Origin of the sequence: Collinsella sp. HCP3S3_E11 (assembly GCF_052067375.1) — a bacterium.
Classification (GTDB): Bacteria; Actinomycetota; Coriobacteriia; order Coriobacteriales; family Coriobacteriaceae; genus Collinsella.
Map to the genome: position 1 here is coordinate 1 of NZ_JBQHQI010000009.1, position 24,880 is coordinate 24,880.

At 57.2% G+C, this 24,880-nt stretch carries 9 protein-coding genes and 2 tRNA genes; all 11 read right to left on the minus strand.

Going from position 1 to position 24,880, the window contains the following annotated elements; genetic code table 11:
* Positions 1-243: 243 nt before the first annotated feature.
* On the minus strand, positions 244-14,244 hold the full coding sequence (locus tag ACTM86_RS06335) for a SpaA isopeptide-forming pilin-related protein (protein ID WP_441016267.1): 14,001 nt from the start codon (positions 14,242-14,244) through the stop codon (positions 244-246).
* Between the two features lie 246 nt (positions 14,245-14,490).
* Entirely contained in the window at positions 14,491-16,086 is a 1,596-nt protein-coding gene (locus ACTM86_RS06340) for a sensor domain-containing diguanylate cyclase (protein WP_441016270.1), read from the minus strand.
* Positions 16,087-16,117: 31 nt separating this feature from the next.
* Positions 16,118-16,726, minus strand: a complete 609-nt coding sequence (locus ACTM86_RS06345) for a TetR/AcrR family transcriptional regulator (protein ID WP_441016273.1) — start codon at positions 16,724-16,726, stop codon at positions 16,118-16,120.
* Between the two features lie 136 nt (positions 16,727-16,862).
* Entirely contained in the window at positions 16,863-18,155 is a 1,293-nt protein-coding gene (locus ACTM86_RS06350; protein ID WP_441016276.1) for a lysylphosphatidylglycerol synthase transmembrane domain-containing protein, read from the minus strand.
* Positions 18,156-18,306: 151 nt separating this feature from the next.
* Positions 18,307-18,383 (minus strand) — tRNA-Glu (locus tag ACTM86_RS06355).
* Between the two features lie 22 nt (positions 18,384-18,405).
* A tRNA-Glu gene (locus ACTM86_RS06360) sits at positions 18,406-18,482 on the minus strand.
* A gap of 225 nt (positions 18,483-18,707) precedes the next feature.
* A complete protein-coding gene (locus ACTM86_RS06365) occupies positions 18,708-20,102 on the minus strand; it encodes a CCA tRNA nucleotidyltransferase (RefSeq protein WP_441016279.1) in 1,395 nt (464 codons plus the stop codon).
* 192 nt (positions 20,103-20,294) lie between these two features.
* Positions 20,295-21,227: a 1-phosphofructokinase family hexose kinase gene (locus ACTM86_RS06370; RefSeq protein ID WP_427717343.1), complete on the minus strand. Its 933-nt coding sequence runs from the start codon at positions 21,225-21,227 to the stop codon at positions 20,295-20,297.
* A gap of 227 nt (positions 21,228-21,454) precedes the next feature.
* Entirely contained in the window at positions 21,455-22,387 is a 933-nt protein-coding gene (locus ACTM86_RS06375; protein WP_154515554.1) for a 1-phosphofructokinase family hexose kinase, read from the minus strand.
* A gap of 74 nt (positions 22,388-22,461) precedes the next feature.
* Complete coding sequence (ptsP, locus tag ACTM86_RS06380; protein WP_441053319.1) at positions 22,462-24,165, minus strand: phosphoenolpyruvate--protein phosphotransferase; 1,704 nt, start codon at positions 24,163-24,165, stop codon at positions 22,462-22,464.
* 133 nt (positions 24,166-24,298) lie between these two features.
* Positions 24,299-24,562, minus strand: coding sequence for an HPr family phosphocarrier protein (locus ACTM86_RS06385; protein WP_022094575.1), 264 nt, complete (start codon positions 24,560-24,562; stop codon positions 24,299-24,301).
* Positions 24,563-24,880 lie beyond the last annotated feature (318 nt).

A 24,880-nucleotide genomic window follows, 5' to 3' on the forward strand; every position in this document is an offset into this window, starting at 1 on the left:
TCCTTTCCTAGAACCTGTTGTTGTGGTGATTTCAGATTCTAGGACGAAGGCCGTTCTTCGTTAAACGAGCGCTAGGGTGTCACCCTTACACCAACATTTTCGACGCGATCGGCGGCACCATCATGGGCGAGAGCGATACGAGCGGCGAAGAGCAGCTGCTAACGCGGGATGACGCATCAGACAAGAAAGGCGGGGCATACGGTGATGAACCGTATGCCCCGCCTTGGCGTAATTAATTACCGCCTAGCTGCGTCGACGCGTGCGACGCAAGCCAATGGCAAGCGCCATGAGACCAAGCGTTGCGAGCGCGTCAGAGACAGCAAACAGACTGTCGCCCGTGCCGGGCATGCCGTCCTTGGAACGCGAGACCGTATGGGCCTTATCGGTCACAGCAAGCTCAAGCGAGCCCGTGCCACTCATGGACCAGACGGCGGGGTTGCTCTCACCCACAGCGGACCAAGATCCGTCTGCGGCAATCGAGAAGGAGAACGACGCGCTCGAGGCGGTGCCGTCGCCGATCATGTAACCGGCAGGCGCCGCAGTCTCCGTCACGGTATAGGTCTCCCCGGCCACGAGCTGGGCCGAGCCAAGCGAGGCGATGCCATCGTCGCCGCAAGCAAGCGTGGCAACAGTGGAACCGTCGGCAAACCGGCCTTCAACAGTAAAGACCGCACCGGGCAGCGCATCGCCGAACCCATTGCGCTTGAGGAGCTTTAGGGCAAAAGCCGTATTGGTCACTGTGCCGCAGTCGAGCGGTAACTCGATGGAACCGGCCACATTATCTGCCGTAACGGTCAGTTCGTTTGTAGCGACTTCCTCGCGATCGAGGTAATAGCCAGCCGCGGGGGCGACTTCGACAAAGCGATAGGTTCCCCACGCGAGACCCGTCGCCACGATGGAGCCCTCCGTATCGGTTGCGCGGCCATCGCCCACATCGACCCAGTCCGTACCGCTCTTGAGCTGCAGCTTAAACGTTGCGCCGGCAATGGGCTGTCCGCCCTCGTCGACTTTGCGCATCGACACGCTACCCAGCAGCGGCTCGTTGGTAACGACGGGAGCCGAGCCGTCTGCCGTGGCGAGCACGTTGCCGACCCCATTGGCAGCATCGAGCACATCGAACGAGCTCACGAGCGAGCCGCCCGGCGCAACCGGCGCATAGCCGGTTGCGGAAACCGTCTCGATAAGCCGATAGCCGCCCTTCTTGATGCCCGTCACCTTAAGGCAGCCGTCCGCATTTGAGGAATGCGCCGCCACTTGGGTGCCCGTCGCGTCGAGCACATATGAACAGCCGGTCTTAAGCCCGGAGATCGTCACGGAGTCAGCCTTGCCAAGCGGCGTGTAGACGAGCTCGAAGCCCGCACCGTTGACCGGAGATCCGGTCGCGGCATCGCGTTTCTCAACGGCGAGCCCTGCGTTGAACTCGTCGTTCTCGACCTTGACGGCCTTCACCGTGCCCCTGTCGTTGTCGCCGAGCGTGAACTCGGTCACCGCGCCGGCCGCGCCGGGCTTCTTGGTAAGCGCGGACTCGCCCGTCTCGACCAGGTAGTAGTCGCCCGCGGGCAGGCCGTCGGCTTGGCTCACGAAGTAGCCGGCGAGCGAGCCGAAGGCGCCATCGCGGTTGAGCCACTCGACGGAGCCGTCCGCGCCCCACTTGCCATCGGCATCAGTTACGATCGCGGCGATCTTCACACCGCCGCCGTTGTCAGCGGAAGCATTGTACGAACCGCGATAAAGCTCAAAGCTCATGCCCGCAACCGGCAGCTCGGAGGAACCGTGCCTGTAGACCTTCTCCAGCGAGAAGGCGGAGCGGTAGAGCGGATCGGCCACCGTGATCTTGGCGGCGGAGGCGTCGAGCTCGACGCCCTCGTGCGCGCCCCCGAGCGTCACGACGCCCTCGGCATCGATCTTGACCGTGAAGTCCGCCACGGCGACATGGCCCGCGGGCACCACGGACTCGTGGACCCGGTACGTGCCGGCGGGAAGGCCCACGAGCCAGCCCGCGTCAGCGCCGGAGCCGGACTCGCCATAACCAGACGCAACGGTCGTGGAGACCACGCCTTCATCGGAGCGCGCCCACGTGGCCACCACATCGGAGCCGCTCGAGAGCTCGAAGGCAACGCCGTTGAGGGCGGAGCCCGCAACGGCGCCCGTGCCCGAGCCGCCCTCCACCTTATCGAACGTCAGGCGGTTGCGCACGTTGTTGGCAGTGATCGCACGACCGTCAGCCACGTCCCAGCCCTCGGGGGCCCGCGAGAGCGCCGCGCCGCGCTTATCGACCACAACAAGGCGCTCGCCACGGTCGTCGAAGCGAACGTAGAGCGGCGCGTCCAGGCGCCCGTAGCCAGCCGGTGCGGCAGTCTCCTCGACACGGTAGACCTCGCCGTTGATGAGGCCGCGCAGCTCGACGGCGCCGCCCACGGGGCTGACGGTCTTTGAGCCGTCGGCGCTATCGGAGAAGCGCCCGGTGACGGTAAAGGTCGCACCGGCCACGAAATCGCCCGTCGCGGCGTCCGCCTTGGAGAGAGAGACGCTGTTGGCCCGATCCTTCATGGCGAGCGATAGCCTGCCCGTGCCGGAGAGCGACCAGATGCCGTGCTTGTAATCGCCAACGGCGGTAAAGGAACCGTCGGAGCCCACCCTGAAGGAGACGGAGGCGCTCGCAGCGGATCCGTCGCCGATCTTGTAGCCCTCGGGCGCCGCAGTCTCCGTCACGGTATAGGTCTCCCCCGCCACGAGCAGGCCATCGGGCAGCGAAGCCGTGCCGTCGGCGGCGGTCACGAGATCGTGCGCGGCCGAGCCGTCGGAGAACTCGCCCGTCACCGTAAAGCGCGCGCCCGAGAGGTGCTCGCCGTCGTCGTTTAACTTGACGAGCCCGAAGCCGAGCCTCTTGTTGGTCACCGTGCCGCAATCGAGGGGCGAAACGATGGAGCCCGCCACGTTATCGGCCCTAACGGTAACGCTCTTGGTGGTGACGCTGCCGCTCATGTAGAAGCCTGCGGCAGGCGCGACCTCGGCAAAGCGATAGGTACCCCAAGCGAGACCCGTCACGGTGATGCGCCCGTCAGCGTCGGTCGTATAGAGGCCGCCCGCAACATCCGTCCAGTCGCCGCCGACAAGTCGCTGCAACTTGAACTGCGCGGACTCGATACCGCTGCCGTCGACATCGACCTTGCGCATCGACACGCTGCCGAGCAACGGCGCGTTGTCGACAACCGGGTCGGAGATAACGTTGGCGAGAGCGTCAGAGCCACCAAGGACCTCAAACTCGCGCACCACCGTGCCATCGGCCCCAAGGGAGCCATAGCCAATCGCAGGCGCGGTCTCGACAAGCTGATAATGGCCCTTCTTGAGGCCCGTCACCCTGAGCGCGCCCGGCGTGGCGGGAACGGGGGCCAGGCAGCCCGTGCCCGCGGCGTTAAGCGCGTACGAATAGCCGGACTTGAGCCCGCCGATAGCCACAGCATCAGTGGAGCCCAGGGGCGTGTAGCGCAGCTCGAACACGGCGCCGTTAACGGGAGCCCGCGTGAGAGCGTCCTGCTTATGGATCTCGAGTTGAGCGTTGAACTCGCCGTTCGTAACCTTGACGGCCTTCACCGCGCCCCTGTCGTTGTCGCCGAGCGTGAACTCGGTCACCGCCCCGGCCCCATCGGGCTTCTTGGTGAGCGCGGACTCGCCCGTCTCGACCAGGTAGTACTCGCCCGCGGGCAGGCCGTCGGACTGCCTGACAAAGTAGCCGGCGAGCACGCCAAAGGCGTTCTCGCGGTTCATCCACGGAACGGAGCCATCGGCAGACCACTTGCCGTTGGCGTCCGTCCTAATGTCGGCGATCTTGATGCCGCCGCCGTTGGCAGCGGAGGAATAGTACGCACCGCGATAAAGCTCAAAGCTCATACCCGCAACCGGCAGCTCGGAGGAACCGTGCCTGTAGACCTTCTCCAGCGAGAAGGCGGAGCGGTAGAGCGGGTCGGCCACCGTGACGGTCACACCGTGATCGTCAAGCGAGACGCCCTCGGGAGCGTCCACCAAAGAGACCTTGCCCTCGTCATCGATGTTGACCTTAAAGTCGCTAACGGCAAGGTGCCCAGCAGGCACACGGGACTCGCGCACCGTATAGACACCGGCGGGCAAGCCAAAGATTACACCAGCATCGGCATCGCTGCCGGCCTCGCAATAACCGCTCTTAACGGAAACGCTCACGTTTCCGTTCTCATCACGAGACCAGCTTGCAACAACGCTAGAACCCTTCAACAGCTCAAGCGTAACGCCGTTAAGCGAATTCGAGGCACCGGTACCGTTACCCGCGGCGTCAACCTTGTTAAAGCTCAAACGCGTCTTGCTGTCGAGCGCGGCAATCGCCTCGTTTTCGGCGATTTCCCAGCCGCTCGGAACACTCTCGAGCGCGTTGCCTTGGGCGTCCACCACGGAAAGCTTGCTACCGGCAGCATCAAACTTGACGTACAGGCTGGAGCTCAGGCGCCCGTAGCCAGCCGGTGCGACAGACTCTTCGATACGGTAGATCTCGCCGCCAATGAGGCCACTCAGCGTAACCGCACCGCTGGTGGGCTGCACCGTCTTGGCATCCTCACCCGTATCGGAGAACTTACCATACACGGTAAACGTCGCACCCGAAACAAACACGCGCGAGCTCGCGTCGGCCTTGGAGAGCGATACGGCATTGGCCGTGTCCTTCATGGTGAGCTCAAGCGTGCCCGTGCCCGCCGCAGACCACACGGTGTTGGAATAGGTGCCGTCAGCCGCAAAGGTGCCGTCAGCCTTGACGGTAAAGCGGTAGGACGCGCTTGCCGCAGAGCCATCGCCGATCTTGTAGCCCGCAGGGGCCTCGGTCTCGGTCACGGTATAGGTATTACCCACGATCAGTTGCGCAGACCCCAGCGAGGCCAGGCCGTTCGCATCGGTTACGAGCTCCTTGGAAGTCGTGCGATCGGCAAACTCGCCCCTAACGACAAAGCGTGCGCCCGGCAAATCGTCATGGGAATAGTTAACCTTTCGAATCTTAAGCCCGAGCGCATGATTGATAACGGTTCCGCAGCTCAAAGGCGTAGTAACGGAGCCCTCAACATTGCTTGCAGAGATGGTGATCTCATTGGTTGCAACAGTGCCAGAACCCACGTAGTAACCGTCCGCGGGGGCAACCTCCACAAAGCGGTAGGTACCCCAAGCGAGATCGGATACCGTAATGGCACCATTGCTATCGGTCACAAGAACATCACCGTCAACATCGATCCAATTATCACCGTCACGGCGCTGCAGCTTGAACTTTGCACCCGGAACGGCGGTGCCGTTGTCGTCGACCTTGTTCATCGACACGCTACCCAGATACGGTTCGTTGATAACAACCGGGGCCTCTCCGCCGTTGGGTGCCAGGACGTTGGACGAGCCGTTTTGGTCGTCCGCAACGTCAAACGTAGCCACGTCGGCCTTACCGTCGCCAGGCGCCTTATAGCCTGTAGCCGGCGCGACCTCGACAAGCTGGTAGCCGCCCTTCTTGAGTCCGGAGACTTTAAGGTCACCATCGGAGGCATAGGACGTCTTGCTCGAATCGAGCGCCGTACCCGTGCCATCAAGAGCATAAGATTGGCCGCTCTTGAGTCCCGTGATCTCAACGGAAGAGGTCGTATTCATCGGCGTATAGACCAGCTTAAACGTTGCCCCGCTAATGGCCGCATTGGTATTGGAATCGCGCTTGGCAATGGCGAACCCCGCGTTGAACTCATCGTTCTTGACATCGACCGAAATAGTCTTACCGCTGTCGCCCGCGTTAAGCGTGAACTCGGTCACCGTGCCGGCCGCGCCGGGCTTCTTGGTGAGCGCGGACTCGCCCGTCTCCACCAGGTAGTACTCGCCCGCGGGCAGGCCGTCGGACTGCTTGACAAAGTATCCGGCGAGCACGCCAAAGGCGTCATCGTGGTTCATCCACGGAACGGAGCCATCGGCAGACCACTTGCCATCGGCATCCGTCACGATCTCGGCGATCTTCACACCGCCGCCGTTCTGCGCGTCCGCGCTATACGAACCTCGGTAGAGATCGAACGTCATACCGGATACCGGCAGGGGGGACCCGCCATGCTCATACGTTTTCTTGAGTTTAAAGGCCGAGCGATAGACCGGATCGGGAACGATTACCGTAAAGCCGTCAGCAACCTTAAGGTCACCGTGCGGGCCCACAAACGATACCTTGCCGTTGTCGGCGATCTTAACGTAAAAGTCCGCGACGGCGACATGGCCCGCAGGAACAGCAGCCTCGTGAACCTTGTACTCCCCTGCCGGCAAACCCACGATCCAGCCAGCGCTTTTACCTGCGCCAGCCTTGCCATAACGGTTCTCGACACCAACGGAGACAGCACCACTCGTATCGCGCGACCACGTGGCAACCTTCTGACCAGTGTTATCGAAGATCTCAAACGTCACGCCGTTGAGCTTCGTATCGGCGGCAATGCCCGTACCGCTTCCGCCCTCGACCTTGTCAAACGTCAAGCGCGTCGCAGCGTTGGTAAGCGAGCCATTATTATTTTGAGCGTTATACCAGCCGTCAACGGACCCGTCGACCTCTGTGACGCTGTAGGTATACGCCTTGCCGTTCTGGTCGGTCTGGGGCAATCCCGTAAACTCGTAGGTCCAGGTGCCATCTTCATTCTTGCTCCACGTGGGCGCAGCAGGCAGGGCGCCAGTGTCATCGGCAACCTTGTCTAGCTCCTCACTGACACCCTCAACCTTTCGATACAATTTGAGCTCAATAGTGCAGGTAGAAGGATCAAGCGTCGAAGCAAGCCCCGAGCCCCAGTCATTCCAAGCCTTAGTACCGGTAACTGTGGTCGTCACCAGCGTGTTCACATAGCGCTGAACCCCTCCTTCTTCTGAGGCCGGCACCAGCTCAAGACGCATCGACCCGTCGCCGCTCGTGGCCAGAACATCACTCGGAGCGGTCGTAGCCAGATAGCTACCCTTAACCAGCTCCACAGCGCGGTATTGGTACTCAACGGCCTCAACGGCCTCAACGGCCTCAGGATTCACAACAACGCCTTGCGCAGGCAACTTATTAAACGAAAAATCTTTATCTGCGACACTGACATTTCGGGTAAGCAGGTTATCGTTAAGAATCCAACCGTTAGAAACTTTAATGAATGGCTTGTCGACAACGGACCCGTACTTGGTAAACCACTTCCACGTACGCCCGCCATCAGAAGAGCGCTGCAGGACAAACGTCGTAGCCCAGGAGTCATTTGGAGAAGACGTGCCCGGACGTGTTACCCAAGCGTTGTCGCCATCATCCCAAGTCTTGCGAACCTTTATCGAAGTCGTTGTACCCTTCAACTCGTTGGTAATGTTCGATTTCCAGGTTGAGCTTCCAGATGCATGCTCTTCAGTCTGAGAAGGCAGGTAGATGCGCGCCCCGCTATGCCTTACTGAGTAGTTTCCGTTCTTATCGCAGTCAAGATAGACCTTGACGGTATTGGAGCTGCCTGCCTTCTTGTCATAGATAAGCAGGCTCTCAACCACGCGGTACTCAACCTTAACCCCACCACTCGATGTCTTGACTTCCAAGGGAAGATTCGTCCAAGTAGTGTTTGAGTCATACGTGGTGGGACGTGTATCGTCCTTGGTGAGCTTATCGACCGTATATCGATTACTGCCCGGAAGCTTATAGGCGATCAGGCCCGTATTGTCATAATTGGTATTTTTCTCGAGATCGACCTCGACAATCCCACACGAGACAAAGAACGAGCCGGCCTCTTGCCATTCATCGGTGGAGCCAAGCTTGCGAGCCTGAAGCGTGTAGTACTGAGCAGGACGCTGTGCCCAAGCGTCATCCTGATTCCAGCTCTTTTTAAACCCAACTTGGCCCATCAACTCATTCTGGATCAACGGGAACTGAACGCCCTCGGAATTAGAACCATCGGTCGAAAGGCACGATCCGCCTTTATTCTTGGCATTGATTTTGTATTGGTATGGAGTGTCATCAGGCGATTCCGAGACCTCATACTTCCAAGCGGTACCGTCGGGCGCCCACTTCTCAAGGTTTTTGATGGTATAGGTCCAGATGTCTCCAGAGGATTTATCCCATTCGATGTAGTTAGCTCTAGAAGGATCGCCGCTTTGCAGCGTGACGACGCCAGGGTTCTCCTCATCGGGGCCACCGCTCTGGTACCAGCGCTTAAGCGTCAGCTTGATAGATTCCGGACGCGTGCCAAAGATATTATTGCTGTCGACCCACTTCTTCTGGCCTTTTAGGTCAACCGAATCGACCACGTAGGCATTCTTAAACGTCTCGCTCACTGCGGAGGGGTTCTCATCAAGCTTAACGGTGGGACCCATGGAGAGGGTGCCTTTTACGTCCGTGGGAAGAACGACGTCATATATATTCGCCCACTCATCCGAAGACTTAAAACCGGAAGCATCGGCGGCAAGCTCGCCCTTGCCGCTCGTGGCGGTGTAGCCGTTGGGCACAACCTCAACGGCAACGTATTGCCACTTGTCACCTGAGGGCGCGTAGATGTCGAGGTTGTCAAACGTGACAGCACCGGACTCGGTGGCATGATTGACGTCCTTGCCCTTGAGCGTCTGCTCAGCCACAAAGGTCAGAGCGCTCTTGGAGTCATCATCCTTGACGTAGTAGCGGTACAGCCTAAACGTCGAGTCGGGGTACTTGGTGTCAACGTCGGCACGCCCCGTAAAGACCTTGTACAGCGTGAGCTTGCTCTGCTTAGACTTATAGGTATTCCTGATCGAGAAGTCCGTATATCTAATATCGTAGACCCTGTCAAAGGCCTTCTCGAGTTCGCTTTCGGACGTGAGGTGCCAACCGTCCTTACCAACAATGCCATCGATGACCTCGCGCACACGGTACTCAATGCGACGTCCCTCGGCATCGTAGGCAGCGAGCTTATTATCGCTCGGCAGAGCGTTACTATTGGAATTGTCCCCGTACTGGCCGATGCTGAACGTCCAGTTGTTGCCGTCTTTCTCAAGGCTGTCCGTCCAGGCCACAGCAGTCTTGCCGTCAAGGATCTCCTGACCAGAGTCGGTCTTACCCGTATTAGAGCTGGCCACGGTATAGCCCTTTGCCTGCGTATCATCCACAGTCAGTGCAAGGCCGGACCAAGGCAAAACAGTGACATCGGTCCAGTTGCCGTTAGCCCCGTACGAACCCGCAAGCAAACGGCGCTGCACGTAGATAGAAATCGCCGGCAGGTCGTCTTTGGAGTAACCGACAGGGACGTTCTCCCACAGCTTCTCACCCGAGACCGTTACCGAGCCGTGGATATGGAAATTAAACGTCGAGTCCTCACGGTAAACGAGCTGCTGGTCGTTGTCTGCAAAGAGGCAATCGGCAAACGATCCAACCTCGTCATCTGCCTTATCCCACGAGCCGGGGTCCTTTGTATAGGAATCCTTCGAAACCGTATCGTCATCATAGTAGTCGAGCGCGCCCTTGGTGTCATCCTGGACATTCATATCCACACGCGCGTAATAGACGTACTGTCCGCCGTTGCCGTCGTACTTGGGAAGGTTCTTGAACGTGGCGTATTGGGTAAAGTCACCCTTGGTGTCGTTGCGCAGGCGATCGGCTTGGTCGGACGACACCCACTCAAAGTGGCCGTCGTACTCGGAAGGAGAAACCGACGAGAGCGTGATAACGGGATTTCCTTTGCCATCTATAATGATATTGCCGTTATCGTCATACGTATAAGCCGCACGATACAGCACCAGCTTAACGTCAGGGCGCTGGTTGAGGACGTCCTTGACGTAGTGGTCAAACCACTTGGTATGGAACGTCACGTCCTTGGTGCCCGTACGCTTGTTAGTAAACGAATAGTTGAGCTGGTCTTCCTGGTGCCAGGGCGAACCGAAGTCTGTGCTCGAAAGTCCGCCGACGGATCGATAGTCACCGGCATTGACGATATTCTCCTCGACCTTCCAATCAACGATGGCGCCGGAAAGATCGTACTTAGGAAGCCCCACGACGGAGAAGAAGGATGAGGCCTTGTACACATCGACCGTAAAGGTAATGGACTTTAAATCCTCTGAAACAATCACATCGGTGTTTTCGGAGGCGTCAGCAGACCCAGTTAGCTGGCTAAAGTTGCCCTCCGAATCTTTTTTCTTTAGAGGCTGGTCTTTTTTACCGGCAACCCTAACGAACAGCTCCCGACTCTTGTCATAGACAAACCTAAACTCGGAGCTCGATGCGGGCGCAGAGATTGTTATCTGAGCTTTGGGGCGCTTGCTCGCAGCAGATCCAGCGTCAGCCCAGGTCTTATCGATAGAGATATCCACCGAACCAACGCGGCGATTCGTGACCTCGAGAGAATTTTTATCGCGATTTTCCCCATACGAAACCTCATACGAAAAGCCCTGCGAAAGGTTCTTGGAGATCATGCGAGTAGAGGTATCTGTCTCAGGCCAATTTCTAAGCAGCGAACGATAGGCCGCAATCTCCTCGGCAGAGCCGTCTGTAGCCCTGCGAACAGCAGTATCGCGATCGATGACCTCATATCTTAGGTTGTCTGGTGTATCGCTGCTATTAAGCGTAGACAGCTCTCTGATAGAGACGTCATCCTTGGAAAGCCCGCCAACTGGGACATTTAATTCGTCGTACCAAGAGTTCTCTTCGTTAAGAGTGGCCTCAGTAATCAGTTGTCCCTCTGCATAGGCCAACTGTCCATCCCTTTGAGAAACGATATCGTGCTTCGCATACAAGCCAATCTCAACAGGCACGCGGGAGGCAGCGTTGCCGCTATCAAGCCATTTCTTGGAGACCGCAAATTTCGAACTGGAGGCATTGCCTTCAATCACGGGCCGGTTATAAAACTTGGTATAGATATTACGAGACTCTGGGTCGATACCGCGAACCGTATGGTCTAGGTTAAAGCCATCCACCGATTCCTCAAGAAAGAGGTAGTCGTACTTAGATCCGTTGTCGTCATATTTGGGTAGACAGATAAACTCAACATGCCAAGGACTCCTCTCCTGCCAGCCAAGCTCCCAGGAAGAGCCAGGAATCGCCTGAAAATTGGGCGTGGGATCAACGCGACCGTCCAGCTCAATCTTTGCAAGCAGCGAATCGTTACGGATTACCTTGACCGTTACCTTTGGAGCAACGCCATTAACACATTGATTGGCATCCTGTGTCCAAATAGGATTGCCATCGGCATCAAGGGCCTGCCAATACTTATCAACGATCGCATCAACTGTATGCACGTAGCTGTTGACAAAGCATTTCTCTTTAGCATCATATTCGCCATTAAAGGAAAGGAGATTCTGGTTGCCGTTAGCATCAGTAAACGTGCCAAAAAACTCAAACGGGCCGTCCGGTGTGGTAGGCAAGGCAGAGAACCGGTCAGGATCCTGCGTGTCCAGCACCTCAACCTCTTGCCAGCGGTAAACGTACTCGTTGCCCAGCTCGTCATATCGGGGCAGACCGCTCTTCGAGAAGGACTGCTCAGAATTCTCGGCGCTCCAGCCGTTAAGCGTGACGCGACCGTCAGCGACGTCGTTCCAGGTATAGGTGCCGATAAGCGAGCCATCAGCTCCATACATGGGATCTTCCTTAGAGAACCACTGTCCGTTGTTATATGTAGCATGCTCTTTAAGGATGCGCTGGAGCTGAAAGCTCACCTCGACGGTACCGAGCTGATCTTGATAGGCTCCGATATCCCAGCGCTTCTTGGCGCTAACGGTTTCGGTCTCAGCACGACGATTGGTGAGCGTACCGCCGTTGTAGACGCCAAAGTTGTCGGAATCGGAGCGCATCCATCCATCAAGCAAATACTCGATGTATGTATCGCTTGCACTGAAATAGTTGGGACCGAGATCGCCCGTCGTGTTGCCCTCGTTGTCGACCTTGCCGAACACATGCTCATAACCCGCGAGCGTCGACTCGCGGAGCTGGTAGATATAGGGGTAGCCCTCGGGATCGTACTTGGCAAGCTGCGTGAAGCCATCGGTGTCGTACTTATCGCGCAGCATCTTTCCAAGGTCCATCGTAGCGTTGTTGATGGAACCGTCTTTACTGTTGTAGCTCGCGCCCAGGTTATTATTCTGCTCGGCCGTGACCTCGAGCTTTACGAACTCGCCTTTGCGATCACCCGTCATCGCGACCACCTGCGCCGCGCTCCGCGCATCGTTGCCGGGCCTTGCGGAATAGCGCCACAGGGTATAGGTGGTCGCGGGGCGCGAAATCTTGTTGCCATTGGAATCGGTCGAACCGGGCGCGTAGTCATCGAGCCAGACCTTGGTAGCCTCAAACCGCGTGGTGCCCGTATGGCGCACCGTCATAGTACCGCCGCTGTAGCACGCGGAGATATCGCTCGCATAGTCGGGAACGGCCTTGTTGTCGTAGGAGACCTCGTAGGCATCGCGATAGCCGGAGGTGCCGGAGTTATTTATTGTCTGCTGGATCAGGCGGTACTTCATCGACACGCCGGATGGATGGTAGGCCGGCATGCGACCGCTTATAACATAGTTGTTGGAAGCATTGTCATTCCAGGTAACACTAAAGAGCTCGTGTTCGATGAGCTGCAGAAGACCGTCCCCGTTGATATTGCTTACATCCTTGTCGTCAGACGCACCCATATGCCGCGCAGCCGTAAGGGTCAGGTACTTACCCCATGTCGAATACCAGCCATGATCGCCGGAAAGGTTGTGATCCACCATATCGTTGCCGATGTGGACATCGACGTTAAAGCTAACGTTTTTGAGCATCATCAGACATTCTTTGGCAAAGGGCTCCACATAGTCCGTACGGTCACTCAGCATGGAGGAGTCGGGCACGATGTAGTCGCCAGACTCAGAGCGCTGCGAAGGGTCGGCGTTGGAGTTAGGATAGAGCGTCGAGCCAGTTTTGACTTCCACGGCCCCATCGCCCGCCGTCACGTGGGAAATTGCATACGTGATGGGCTGTTCTTGCGCCGTGCCGTCGTCCGTTCGCGTCACGACCTTGGCGGGAAGCTTGCCAGCGAGTACCACGGACGCCTCGTATTCGGAGACCGTGGACGCTGCAACGCTTACCAAGTGGCCATCGGTCTTGGCGGCATCGAGGGTCTCCTGGGTAAATCCGAGCTGCACGGCCGCCTCATCGGACAGGATATCTCCGTCCTTGGTGAGCGCCACATAGGTCTTACCGCCATCAAGAGAATAGAACACACGGTATTCGTTTCGATTCTGGAGAGCCTCCGCAGACGGGCGGTTGGCGTTGTTGTTATCGGCCCAAAGCGTGGTGAACGTGATCTTGCTGCCGTAAGAATCCACAGGGGTCACTGCAGAAACCGGATCCTGGGAGGTGCCCGCCGCAGTGACGGCAACCGTTGGGGAAGCATCGGCCCTATCAATCCCAAGAAGCTCCTCAACATGGGAGCGCGCGGGAATAGTGAGCTCGCAAGTGCGCACGCCCTCGGTCTGCGTCTGTTGTATCGCCCAGTCAAGCGTTGACTCCTCGTCTTTGAGGAGCGCGGAATCGAGCAGTACATCGGCATCGACGGCAAAGGACTCTTGAGCCTCAAAGGAAAGGTCGGCATCGGTCTGCTCGTCATGCGGAGAAGCGAAGGCCACAGTAAGCTTAGAGGCAGTGAGCTGTGCATACCCAAGGCGGATGCGCGTGGTATTGCCCTCAGCATCCAAGCGGTAGAGGGCAATGCGCTTGATGCCATCATTGTCCTGGAGCTTGGCCGAATCGAGGTCGAATGTGAGCCCGGCGGGAAGATCGACGTTAAAGGTGTCGCCTTCAAGCAGCGCCGTGTTGAGAACACACTTGATGTTGAGCGAGGCAGGCAGCTGCACAGGAATTTCCTCGATGGGGCCTGCTCCAGCAAGCTCTCCCAGGCGCTTGTCAAAGGCAAGGCCCTCGGAGGATACCGTGAGCGCGCCGGCATCGTGCGACCAGTCGCGCGGGACCACGTCAACGGCATCCTGGTTGTCAGAAGTGTCCTCGTTGGAGGCGGTGGTGTTGTTGGAAGTGTTTAAGTCAGACTTGTCGTCGTTCGAAGCACTCGCGCTAGCCTCATCCGAACTATCGCTCGACGAGACGCCCGATGCGGCGTCCGAGCCGGTCTTGTCATCCGACTCCCCCGCCGCATCGGTCTCGGTAAACGGTTGGACAATGTCCTGCCACGACTGGGCGTCCTCAAGCGTAAGGGCAACCGCGCTGGCAACGCCGTTACCCAAAAGGGCCTCGACGCACATGATAAAGGTGAGGGCAAAAGCCACAGCACGCTTAATCTGCCTCATCCCAACCTACTTTCGGTATTAGTGTCCCTAAGCCTTATATCTTAGCGAAACAACAACCGGAGAAAAATAGGATTAATGAAAGGCGGTGCACTATTTGCCCAGGCGAAATGCTTGTCTGGGCATTTTCTGACTGATTAAATGCAACATCCATCTGCTTGAAAGCGACATCACGAACCGTGCTGCCCTGTGCGGTCAAAGTCGTGAAATACCATGCAGTTTTACGTTTATATGCGCAGCTTTTCCCTCTCACAAGCTGTGCTTTCTCCGATCATTCCCTGCCGAGATGTAGTATTGCTTCTTGTTTTCATACATTTGCGCATCTGCGACTTTCAGAAGCGACTCAAAATCCGTGTCCTTTGTGCCGCTTATCGTCGTACCGAGGGACGCGGTAGCCCCCAGTTGGCTTTTTGCCGTTTCCAGTAGTTTCTGAAACGCCGGATGTGTGATGTTTGGCAGAACCGCAATGAACTCATCTCCGCCAAGCCGATACACATGACGCTTTCCGAACACAGATTTCAGCGTCTGTGCGGTCTGCACAATGGCTTTATCACCGGCGTCATGTCCCTTTTGGTCATTTATTTCCTTTAGGCCATTTAGGTCGCACATGACAACCGCCAGGGGAAAGTACTTCCCCAGCTTTTCTGTGTACGCCCAATCCAGTGCTTTTCTGTTTTTACAATCTGTGAGCTGGTCATATAACGCACTGTGCTCCAGTGCATTCGCATTATCGCGCAGTCTTATCATAAAAGAGACCATAAACTCGATCATATCCATCTCATTCGAGATCTCGTGCAGTTTCTCTTTGGGAGGATTGTCCACACCGTAGAATCCGACCATCTTGCCGTTGATTTTGATTGGCCCTGTCACAAGGGTATTGACACCCTGAGGTTTCAGCCGTTCATAGATGGCTTCGTTTGTTTTTTTGCATTCTTCAATGTCAAGGATGATGGCATTGTTAGATTCTTGATATTGTGCAAACCATGTTTCAATGATGCCTTCATACGGCACATCCTGCAGGTTATCTTTTTCTTTGGGTACGCCCGCTTTGCACCACTCGTAGGTGTTGTCAAACGTTCCGCGGTCATTCTGTTCAAAGATGTACGCTCGATCGGCGGTCACACGCTGTCCGATATACTCCACCAGTTGATTCAGTACTTTGTCCGGAGTTGCTTCTGAAGCGGCATACCGAACCATGTCCGTGAGGAATCTCTCGTAATTCAGGAGTCGTTCCTGCGATTCGCGCTTGCTGACTTCCAACGCTTCCATTTCCTTATGGTACAGGATTATCTGGAGCTTGCTTCGCATCACCGTGGCAGTCAGAAACATACTCAGCACCCCGTACAAAATAACATTCACGAGGTTTTTGGATAGAATTGGGTTATGCTGCGCAAAGAAAGCAAGTCCGATATAGAGCAGCATGCTGCTCAGAATCAGCCCGTTCATGACCGCCGCTCTAGCGGTAAACAGCAGCGGCGCTACCATCATGAACACAATGTAGTTGACCGTGAGCTCCTCCGGCGTAATCAGCGTTCCCGTAATAATGCCAAACAGCAGCAGCACGGCAAAAAAGCTGTATACAACCAGCTCTTTCCCCATGAAGCTACTAAGTTGACAACGAGAAATGCAAAAATAGAGCAAAGAAAGGAACGTATAGGCCAGATACACCCATTTATATTTTCCGATACTCAGAGAAACCGCACTCAGCAGCGTTATGACTCCAAAGGCAACAAGCGCCACAACAGAATACAGCCGCATGGCTTTCCAGTTTTGTTCCCATGCATTCTGTTTTACTTTCTCATAATCACAACGACTAAACATAAACAAGGAAACGATATTATTCATACGTATTTTTTCAATCTCTGTTTTATTGCTACTACAAACGGGTCTCTAGGCTCGAAAGGCCGTTCAGGGTCAGGTCGTTGGCGACCGCCGAGACGCGCTCGATGGGAACCGAGCCGTCGGATAATGCCCACGTGCGATAGATACCGATAATACCGGACAGCAAAAACGCCAGGTAGTAATCGAACATCTCGTCCTTGAGACCTTGGGGCAGCAGATCGCGCTCGGCAATCTCATGTTCGAGCGGCGCACGAAGACGAGCCATAAAGTCGTCGAGCGGAATGTTTTCAATCAGCTGGCGATTGAGCACCAAATTGTTGCACAGCGCCTCGTTAACGGTTTTGAAGAAGGTCGCCGCCGCTCCGAGTGCTCGCTCGTTGGTGTTACCGCCCATAGAGGAAAGCGTCTTCTCGACTGAGTCGACAATCATCTCGACCACATCCACGGCAATGGCATCGAGCAAGCCGTCCACCGTGCCAAAGTGCACGTAGAAGGTCTTACGGTCGACATTTGCCTCGCGCGCGATGGCGCTCACCGTAATATCGGCGAGGGGCTTTTCCATCAGCAGTCGCTCGAATGCCGAAAGAATCGCATTGCGACTGCGAACGATGCGGCGGTCAAGGCGCGGTTTAGTGGTGGCCATAGACGTGTCCCCTTCATGTCAACTGCCCACCTATAGCTCCTGTACAAGTGGGAGATAATCAACGTAAGAGGATTATCCTACATCTAGCATCGCAATGACGAGCATCATTAAGAACGCACGAGTCACCAACTGGGCTCTAGGGCCGCTTCTTTTTATTGAGCGCCGCAGGGGAAACGCGGATACCGTCGCCAGTCTGACGAACATAGGTCTTCCGTGCCGGTTTAGAGGCCACAGCAGTCTTTTGAGCATGCTGATTGGGGTCCACGGTAACCTGAGAGGTTGGATGTGCCTTAACGGACGCAGAAGGCTTCTGAGGAGTGCGCCCGAGCTTGCACATCATACGGTCCCAGCGCGCATGGATACTCTCGTTATGAGCGCTCTTAAGGCCCAAAAGAGGGGCGGCCAAAATGGTCGGCGCGATAAAGGTGATCAGACGCCAAAGCAGATAGCCGGCAGTCGCTGCCGTGCCAAAAAAGTGACCCAGGAACAACGCGAAGCCGCCCTCGGCTCCACCGGTGCCGCCAGGCAGCGGGACGGCGGAACTCAACAGCTGTACAAAAGCACTCGCCGCCATGACCGAGAAAAAGTCAACGTCGTACTGACCAAAGGCAAGCATCAAAAAATACGGAACCAGGTAGAAAAACGCCAGCTGCAACATGGTGATGACGACCGTGAGCAGCATGGACGAAAAATGGCCGGCAGAGAGTTTGAATTTCTCGGAGAACGAGTAGATCTCGCCATCGACAAAGGTACGCCAGCCCTCGATCTTAGTAGCGGAAACGCCCATGCGCTCGAGCCAATTGATAATACAATGTGCGACGCGCGTGACGGTCTTGGGCATCAACGCCACGGCAAAGATGCCGAGAAGAATGCAGCAGTGGCCGCCAAAACTAAAGACGCAAAGCAGCGTCATGTCGCCATAGCGCTCGGCGAAAAACGGCATGCGGGCGAGCAGCAGAATGGCACCCCATGCCACCAAACCAAACTGGTACACGATAAAGCGGGTGAACTGCGTGGCACCCGCTTCGCCCACATTTTGGCCGGCTTTGGTCAGGCGATAAATCTGGGCAGGCGTAGAGCCCATCATCATGGGCGTCAGGTTGCCAAAGAAGATGCCGCTCGCCTCGACCGAAATGAGGTCGCGGATGCCGACAGGCGAATTGGGATCGAGCCATACGGCAATCGCGTACGCCACGATGCCAAAAAACAAGTATAGGAACATGCAGAAGCACGCGGCAGCGAGCCACGGCGCCTGAACGCTAGCCATGGCGGCCCAGAACTGACCCATCTGACCGGTCACGACCAAATAGACGATATAGCCCGCCAGCACAATGCCAATAAAGATGGCACCACGACGTGCGCTCTTGTTGTCATCGCCGCCCGAAACATCGACTTGAGGCTGTGGGGTATGCTGAGAGGACTCCGTCATGAGGCTCCTTCTGACCGTCAATGTATCTGGCCTATTGTACCCGTCTGGGAGATAAGCAAAACGTAAAGCTATGGGGCAAATGGGATTAACAGACAAGCCCGCAGGTAATAAAAAACCCGACCTTCAAAAAGAAGGTCGGGTATCAAAAACTTGGTAGCCCGTACCAGATTCGAACTGGTGATCTCCGCCTTGAGAGGGCGGCGTCCTAAACCGCTAGACGAACGGGCCATAAGCCTCAGCAGAAAAGAAGTGGTAGCCCGTACCAGATTCGAACTGGTGATCTCCGCCTTGAGAGGGCGGCGTCCTAAACCGCTAGACGAACGGGCCACATGACATCTGCACTGCCGTGCTGCGAGGACATATATTACGGGACAAAAAACGCGAGCGCAAGAATAAATTCCAAATTGGCCAAATTTTGTCGTGAGGTTATGGAACACACAGGTCAACCTGGTAGCTAATTTGGGACGGGGCTTTTTTAGCTACCCCTGCCAGAATCACGATTGTTCGTCCTATTGACAGCGGGGTAGCTAAAAAAGCCCCGTCCCAAATGAGCTACCCCAGGTTGAGGTGGGCCAGAAGGGCTTCGCGGGTATTGGGAACGTTATTCTCGATCACGGCGTCGAGGGCGACGTTGAGAAGCTGTCCCAGCTCAGGCCCCGGTTTGACGCCGGCGCGAATTAGGTCCCCGCCGTTGATGCCAAGCATCTTAAGCGTATAGGGCTCCCCAGCTTCCAACAATTCGTGGGCGAGCGAACGCATCTCCTCGATCGTCTCGACGTAATAGAAGCACGACGGTGCCTTACCCAGCGTATCGGCACGCTTAAGGTCCATAAGCTCGTCAATCAAACGCGGCGTGTCGACGCCCTCACCCGAAAGCGAGCGCATCATATTGAGCAAACAGGAGCGCTCGGGGCGCAACGGCTTATCGTGATACCTGATAAGCAGACACACGTCGCGAACCAAATCGTGCGAAAGCGCCAAGCGATCCATAATAGCGCGCGCTTTCTTGGCACCAAGCTCAGGATGACCGTAAAAGTGGCCGCTGCCCGCATGATCGACCGTAAAGCAATCGGGCTTGGAGACATCGTGCAAAAAAGCTGCCCACATTAAGCTCAACGAAGGCGCCACGCCGTCACACAGCGCCAGCTCCCCCGCTACCGTCAAAACGCGAGCGATATGGTCGTAGACATTAAAGGCGTGGTAGACGCTGCGCTGGTCAAACCCACGAGCCGGCGCAAGCTCGGGCACGGCGGCGCAAACAAGCTCGGGGTAGCGCAGCATCGCGTCTCCCCCGTGACCGGTCGATAGAATCCCCTCGAGCTCAATGCCCACGCGTTCACGTGCCACGGCATCGAGCAGCGGCGAGCACTCGGCAAGCGCCTGTTTGGTCTTAGGCTCGATCATAAAATCCAGACGGCAGGCAAAACGCACGGCGCGCAGCATGCGAAGCGCATCCTCGTTAAAGCGACGCTTGGGATCTCCGACGGCACGAATCAGCTTACGCTGCAGGTCGCCCTGGCCATCATAACGGTCGACAAGACCGCGCTGGGGATGCCAAGCCATGGCGTTAACGGTAAAGTCACGACGCGCCAGATCGTCCTCAAGCGACGCCGCACGCTCCACACTCTGGGGATGGCGACCATCGGTGTAAAAACCGTCCAAGCGATACGTCGTGACCTCAATACGCTCATCGTCACAAAGGGCGGTAATGCCGCCAAATTTTATGCCCGACTCAACTACCGCAATGCCGGCTGCCTCGAGCGCCGCCTTGGACTCTTGCCACAGGCCGCTACAGCACATGTCAACATCGTGGCTGGGACGTCCCATCAGGGCGTCACGCACCCAACCGCCTACGAACCAGGCCTCGAGACCGGCGTCCTCAAGCGCACGTAGCACACGCAGGGAGGCATCTGTGGGCTGCGTACCGTTGAGCGAAACATTACACATACCTATGGCCTCCTACGCTTGCGAGCGTTAAACGATGGTTCTCAAGCAGTCTAGCAAGAAACAAGTGTGAGCGCACATGAAATCACATCGTCGATTCGCGCGAACGAGACAGCAGGTCCCATGCGGCCAACAGATAAAAACACCCGCCTCGGAGATCCAAAGCGGGTGTTCGGCAACGATGTGTCTAAACGGTTAGCAAACCTGGCGAACGTCGATGTGCTTCTTATATTCGTCCACCTTGGCAAAATCGCCCAAACCAGGGCACTCGACCACGTTGGCACCGGTTGCCATCGAGAGGCGCAGGGCGTCCTCGACACACTCGGGGGCATCGTGCCACACGGACAGGAAGGCGGCAAGCGAGGAATCGCCGGCGCAGACCGTCGAGAGCAGTTTGACCTCAAAGGTGCGTTTGGCAAACCAAATGTGCTCGCCGTTGGAGAAGTACGCGCCGTCGCCACCAAGGGTCAGCAGCACATTCTTAGCGCCCTTGGCGTGCAGCTCAGCCATAGCGCACTTAACGGACTCGTCGTCGCCACCGCTCACCTTAATGCCAAAGATGTCGAGCAGCTCGTCGTCGTTGGGCTTAATGAGCAACGGCTCCATGGCAATAAGATCGGCCAGCTGATGGCTCGAAATATCGAGCACGAACTCGGCACCCTTTGCCTTAACACGGCGAAGAACCTCGGCCAGGAAGCCCTCGGAGGTGTTGGGGGGCAGCGAGCCGCTAATGACCAGGCAGGTCATGTCGTCGAGCGAGTCGATGAGCTCAAACATCTCCTGCTCGTTGGCAGCATTGATGGCAGCGCCTGCATTGACCATGTTGTACTCGGTATCGGGACCGGCGTTGAGGAAAACGTTGACGCGCGTGATGCCGTCAGTCCACACGGGCTTGACGGGCACACCCAGGGCCTCGGCGCCCTTGACGATATACTCGCCTGAGAAGCCGGCAAAAAAGCCCAGGATCGTGGTGTCGACACCGTAGTGATCGAGGGTGAACGAGACGTTGAGACCCTTGCCATTGGGCGTATAGACCGCGTTGCGCGTGCGGGTGACGGTGTTGGCGGAAAGTCCGTCGCAGGAAATGTTGTAATCAATGGCGGGATTTGCAGTGAGCGTGTAAATCATGAATGTTCCTTTCACAAAGCAACGTGATAATGAAAGTATATTCCACGTCTTGTGAAAAGACCATAGCAACTCGGCGAACGGTGTAGAACGCGTGCAGGTCGACAGAAAAGCAGCAAGGCGGGGCAAAAAAATCAGGAGTGCTTGCCCTGAAGCTCATTTGCAATTTACAAATAAGCGCCCCGGCTTAAACCGGGGCGCCATATAGCCACGAATATGTAGCGTTTCGCTTACTTGCGATCGAGCTTGCGGACAGCAACGCGCTTACTATACTCATCGACGTGACCGAAGTCGCCGATGCCCACGGACTCGGCAACGTTGGCGCCGGTGGCCATAGCGAGCTTCATGGCCTCCTCGACGTTGTCGCGATCCCTGTACCACTTGTGCAGGAACGCAGCGAGCGTGCAGTCGCCGGCGCAGACGGAAGAGACCAGCTTGATGTTGAACTCACGCTTAGCGTACCAGATGTCCTCGCCGTTGGAGAAGTAAGCGTCGCCGCGGCTACCACGGGTGAGCAGCACGTTCTGGACGCCGGCATCGTGAGCCATCTTCATAGCAACGCGGACCTCGTCGTCGGTGTCGACCGGCACGCCAAAGATGGCCTTCATCTCGTGATGGTTCGGCTTGATGAGCAGCGGCTTCTTGTGAGCGAGCTCCTTGAGCTTGTCGGAAGACAGGTCCAGGACGACGTCGGCGCCACGAGCCTGAGCGTGATCCATGACCTGAGCCAGGAAGTCGGGCGTAGCTTTGGGAGGCACAGAGCCGGAGACGATCAGGCACTCAAGATCGCCCGCGGTGTCCAGGATGTTGTAGAGCTCCTTCTGGTGCTCCGGCGTAATCGGGGCGCCGGGGTTAAGGATGCCGTACTCGTGCTGGCCATCGTTGACATAGGTGTTGATACGCGTGATGCCGTCGGTCCAGACCGGGCGGCACAGGCAACCCAGGTTCATGACCTCCTCGACGATGAACTTGCCCGTGAAGCCGGCGAAGAAGCCAAGCGCGACGGTGTCGACGCCCATCTTCTTAAAGGCGAAGGACACGTCGAGGCCCTTGCCGTTAGCCGTGTAGCTGGCCGAGCCGGTGCGGACGTTCTCGTCGGGCTCGAGCGGAGAGCTCGAAACCGTCATGTCGACAGCCGGGTTAGCGGTTAGCGTGTAGAACATTTACAGTACCCCCTGTATATTTGAGGGCCGCGCGGCCAGCCCATTCCAACCACGCGGTTACCTCTGATACCAAATTAGCGAGCGGCAGCCTCAAGCAGCGCCTTGACCTCTTCGGCAGTGTTGCAGGCGAGCGCCTTCTCGGCGAGATCGTCGCACTCGGCCTTGGTCCACTGGCTGATGGTCTTGCGGGCGCGAAGGATAGACGGAGCGCTCATCGAGAACTCCTCGAGGCCCCAGCTGATCAGCAGCGGCTCAAGCAGCGGATCGGCAGCGGCCTCGCCGCACATACCGACCATGATGCCAGCCTTGACGCCGCTCTCGATGATGTTCTTGAGCGAGCGAAGCACGGCGGGATAGTACACCTGGTACAGGTTAGAAATGGTGTCGTTACCACGGTCGGCACACATGGTGTAGCCGATCAGGTCGTTGGTGCCGATCGAGAAGAAGTCGGCGACCTCGGCCAGGCGGTCAGCGATCAGCGATGCGGCAGGCGTCTCGACCATAATGCCGACCTCGATGTTCTCGTTGAACTTGCGGCCCTCTTCGGTCAGCTCGGACTTGCACTCCTCGACGAGCTCCTTAACGGCCAAGACCTCCTCGACGCAAGTGACGAGCGGGATCATGATCTTGACATCACCGAAGGCGCTGGCGCGCAGCAGAGCGCGGAGCTGTACCTTGTACTGGTCGGGGTTGGCCAGGCAGTAACGCACGGCACGGAAGCCCATGAAGGGGTTCTCTTCCTTGACCATGTGCAGGTACGGGATCTCTTTGTCGCCACCCACGTCGAGCGTGCGGATGATGACCGGAGCGCCATTGAGCGCGCTGGCAACCTTGCGATAGGCGTTGAACTGCTCCTCCTCGGAAGGAAGCTCGGCGGAGTCCATGAACAGGAACTCGGAGCGGAACAGGCCAATGGCCTCGGCGTCGTGATCGAGCGCGTTGGGCACGTCATCGGGGTTACCGATGTTGCAGGCAATGATCTTCTTGATGCCATCGGCAGTCACGGACGGCTTGCCACGGAAAGCCTCGAGGGCTGCCTTCTCGGCAGCGAAAGCCTCGGCCTTGGCGGTGTAGGCGGCGAGCGTCTCCTCGTCGGGATCGGCCTCGACGATACCCTTGCCACCGTCGACGACAACGGTCATGCCGTTGCGCAGCGCGGTGCAGCTGTTGGCAACCGAAAGGACAGCAGGAATCTCGAGGGCGCGGACGATGATCGCGGAGTGCGACGTGCGGCCACCGGTCTCGGTGACGATACCGGCAACGTGGGCCTTATCGATCGTGGCGGTCATGGACGGCGTAAGGTCGTGCACGACAACGACAGTGTTTTCGGGCAGGACGGAGAGATCGACGACCTCCTTGCCCAAAAGCTCGGCCAGAATACCGGTGCGGATGTCGGCGATGTCTGCCGCGCGCAGGCGGAACATCTCATCGTCCATGGACAGGAACATGTTCTCAAACATGGTCGAGGTGTCCATGAGCGCCTGCTCGGCGCAGGTGCCGCCGTCAATGGCGGCGTTGATGGCGTCGGTCATGCCCGGGTCCTGAGCCAGGACAATGTGTCCGCTCATGATCTCGGCCTCGGCCTCGCCCACCGTCTCCTTCATGTGGTCGGCCTGAGCCTGGGTCTTCTCGCAGAAGACCGAAAGGGCGGTCTGATAGCGCTCCTTCTCTGCTGCCGAATCAGCAACCTCGTGCGGCTCAAACGTCAAGTCGGGTTCGACGGCAACCATGACGGTGCCGATACCGATGCCCTCGGAAGCGTTGACTCCCTGATACATTCCTATTCCTCTCTCCGTGTCATGTGATAAAGCGTTTTGCCATATCCATGACAAAAGAGCGCAGTTCCCTTTAAACAGGTCACTGCGCCCCCAAATATGAACTTAGTTGTTCAACATGCGACCCGTTTGAGTTCTACTCGCCAAGACCGCTCTTGATGAGCTCGATGGCAGCAGCCAGAGCCTCGGCCTCGTCAGCGCCGTCGCACTTGACCTCGACCTCGGTACCGCAGGGGATGCCGGCAGCCATGAGGGCCATCGGGGACTTGCCGTTGACCTCCTTCTCGGGGGTGACGACCGTCACGTCGCAGGCATACTTGCCCATGGTGGAGGCGAAGAGGCCAGCCGGACGCATGTGAAGACCCTGAGGATTAACGAGGGTAGCCTTCTCAGAAACCATAATTGACTCCTTTTTTGTGTTTAACCCCTATCAGCAATGCGACAGGAGCCATATTCACGACGTTGATTATATTAACTCACATCAAACGGTTTTTCATTATGTTTCGCACGAATTGTTGGACAGATGTCGTTCCTGCACGCTCGCCTGCCGGGCGTGGCGGTTAAGTTTGCTGCTCTACAGTCCTGCGCAAGACGGAAAGCACATTAAGTGCTTTCCTTTGCGTGCGGAACTCGCGACAAACTTAACCGCCCCGCCCGGCAGGCGAGCCGCGGAAACTCGGTCGGTCCAGAGCAATATCGTGCGAACGAAATTCTGGCT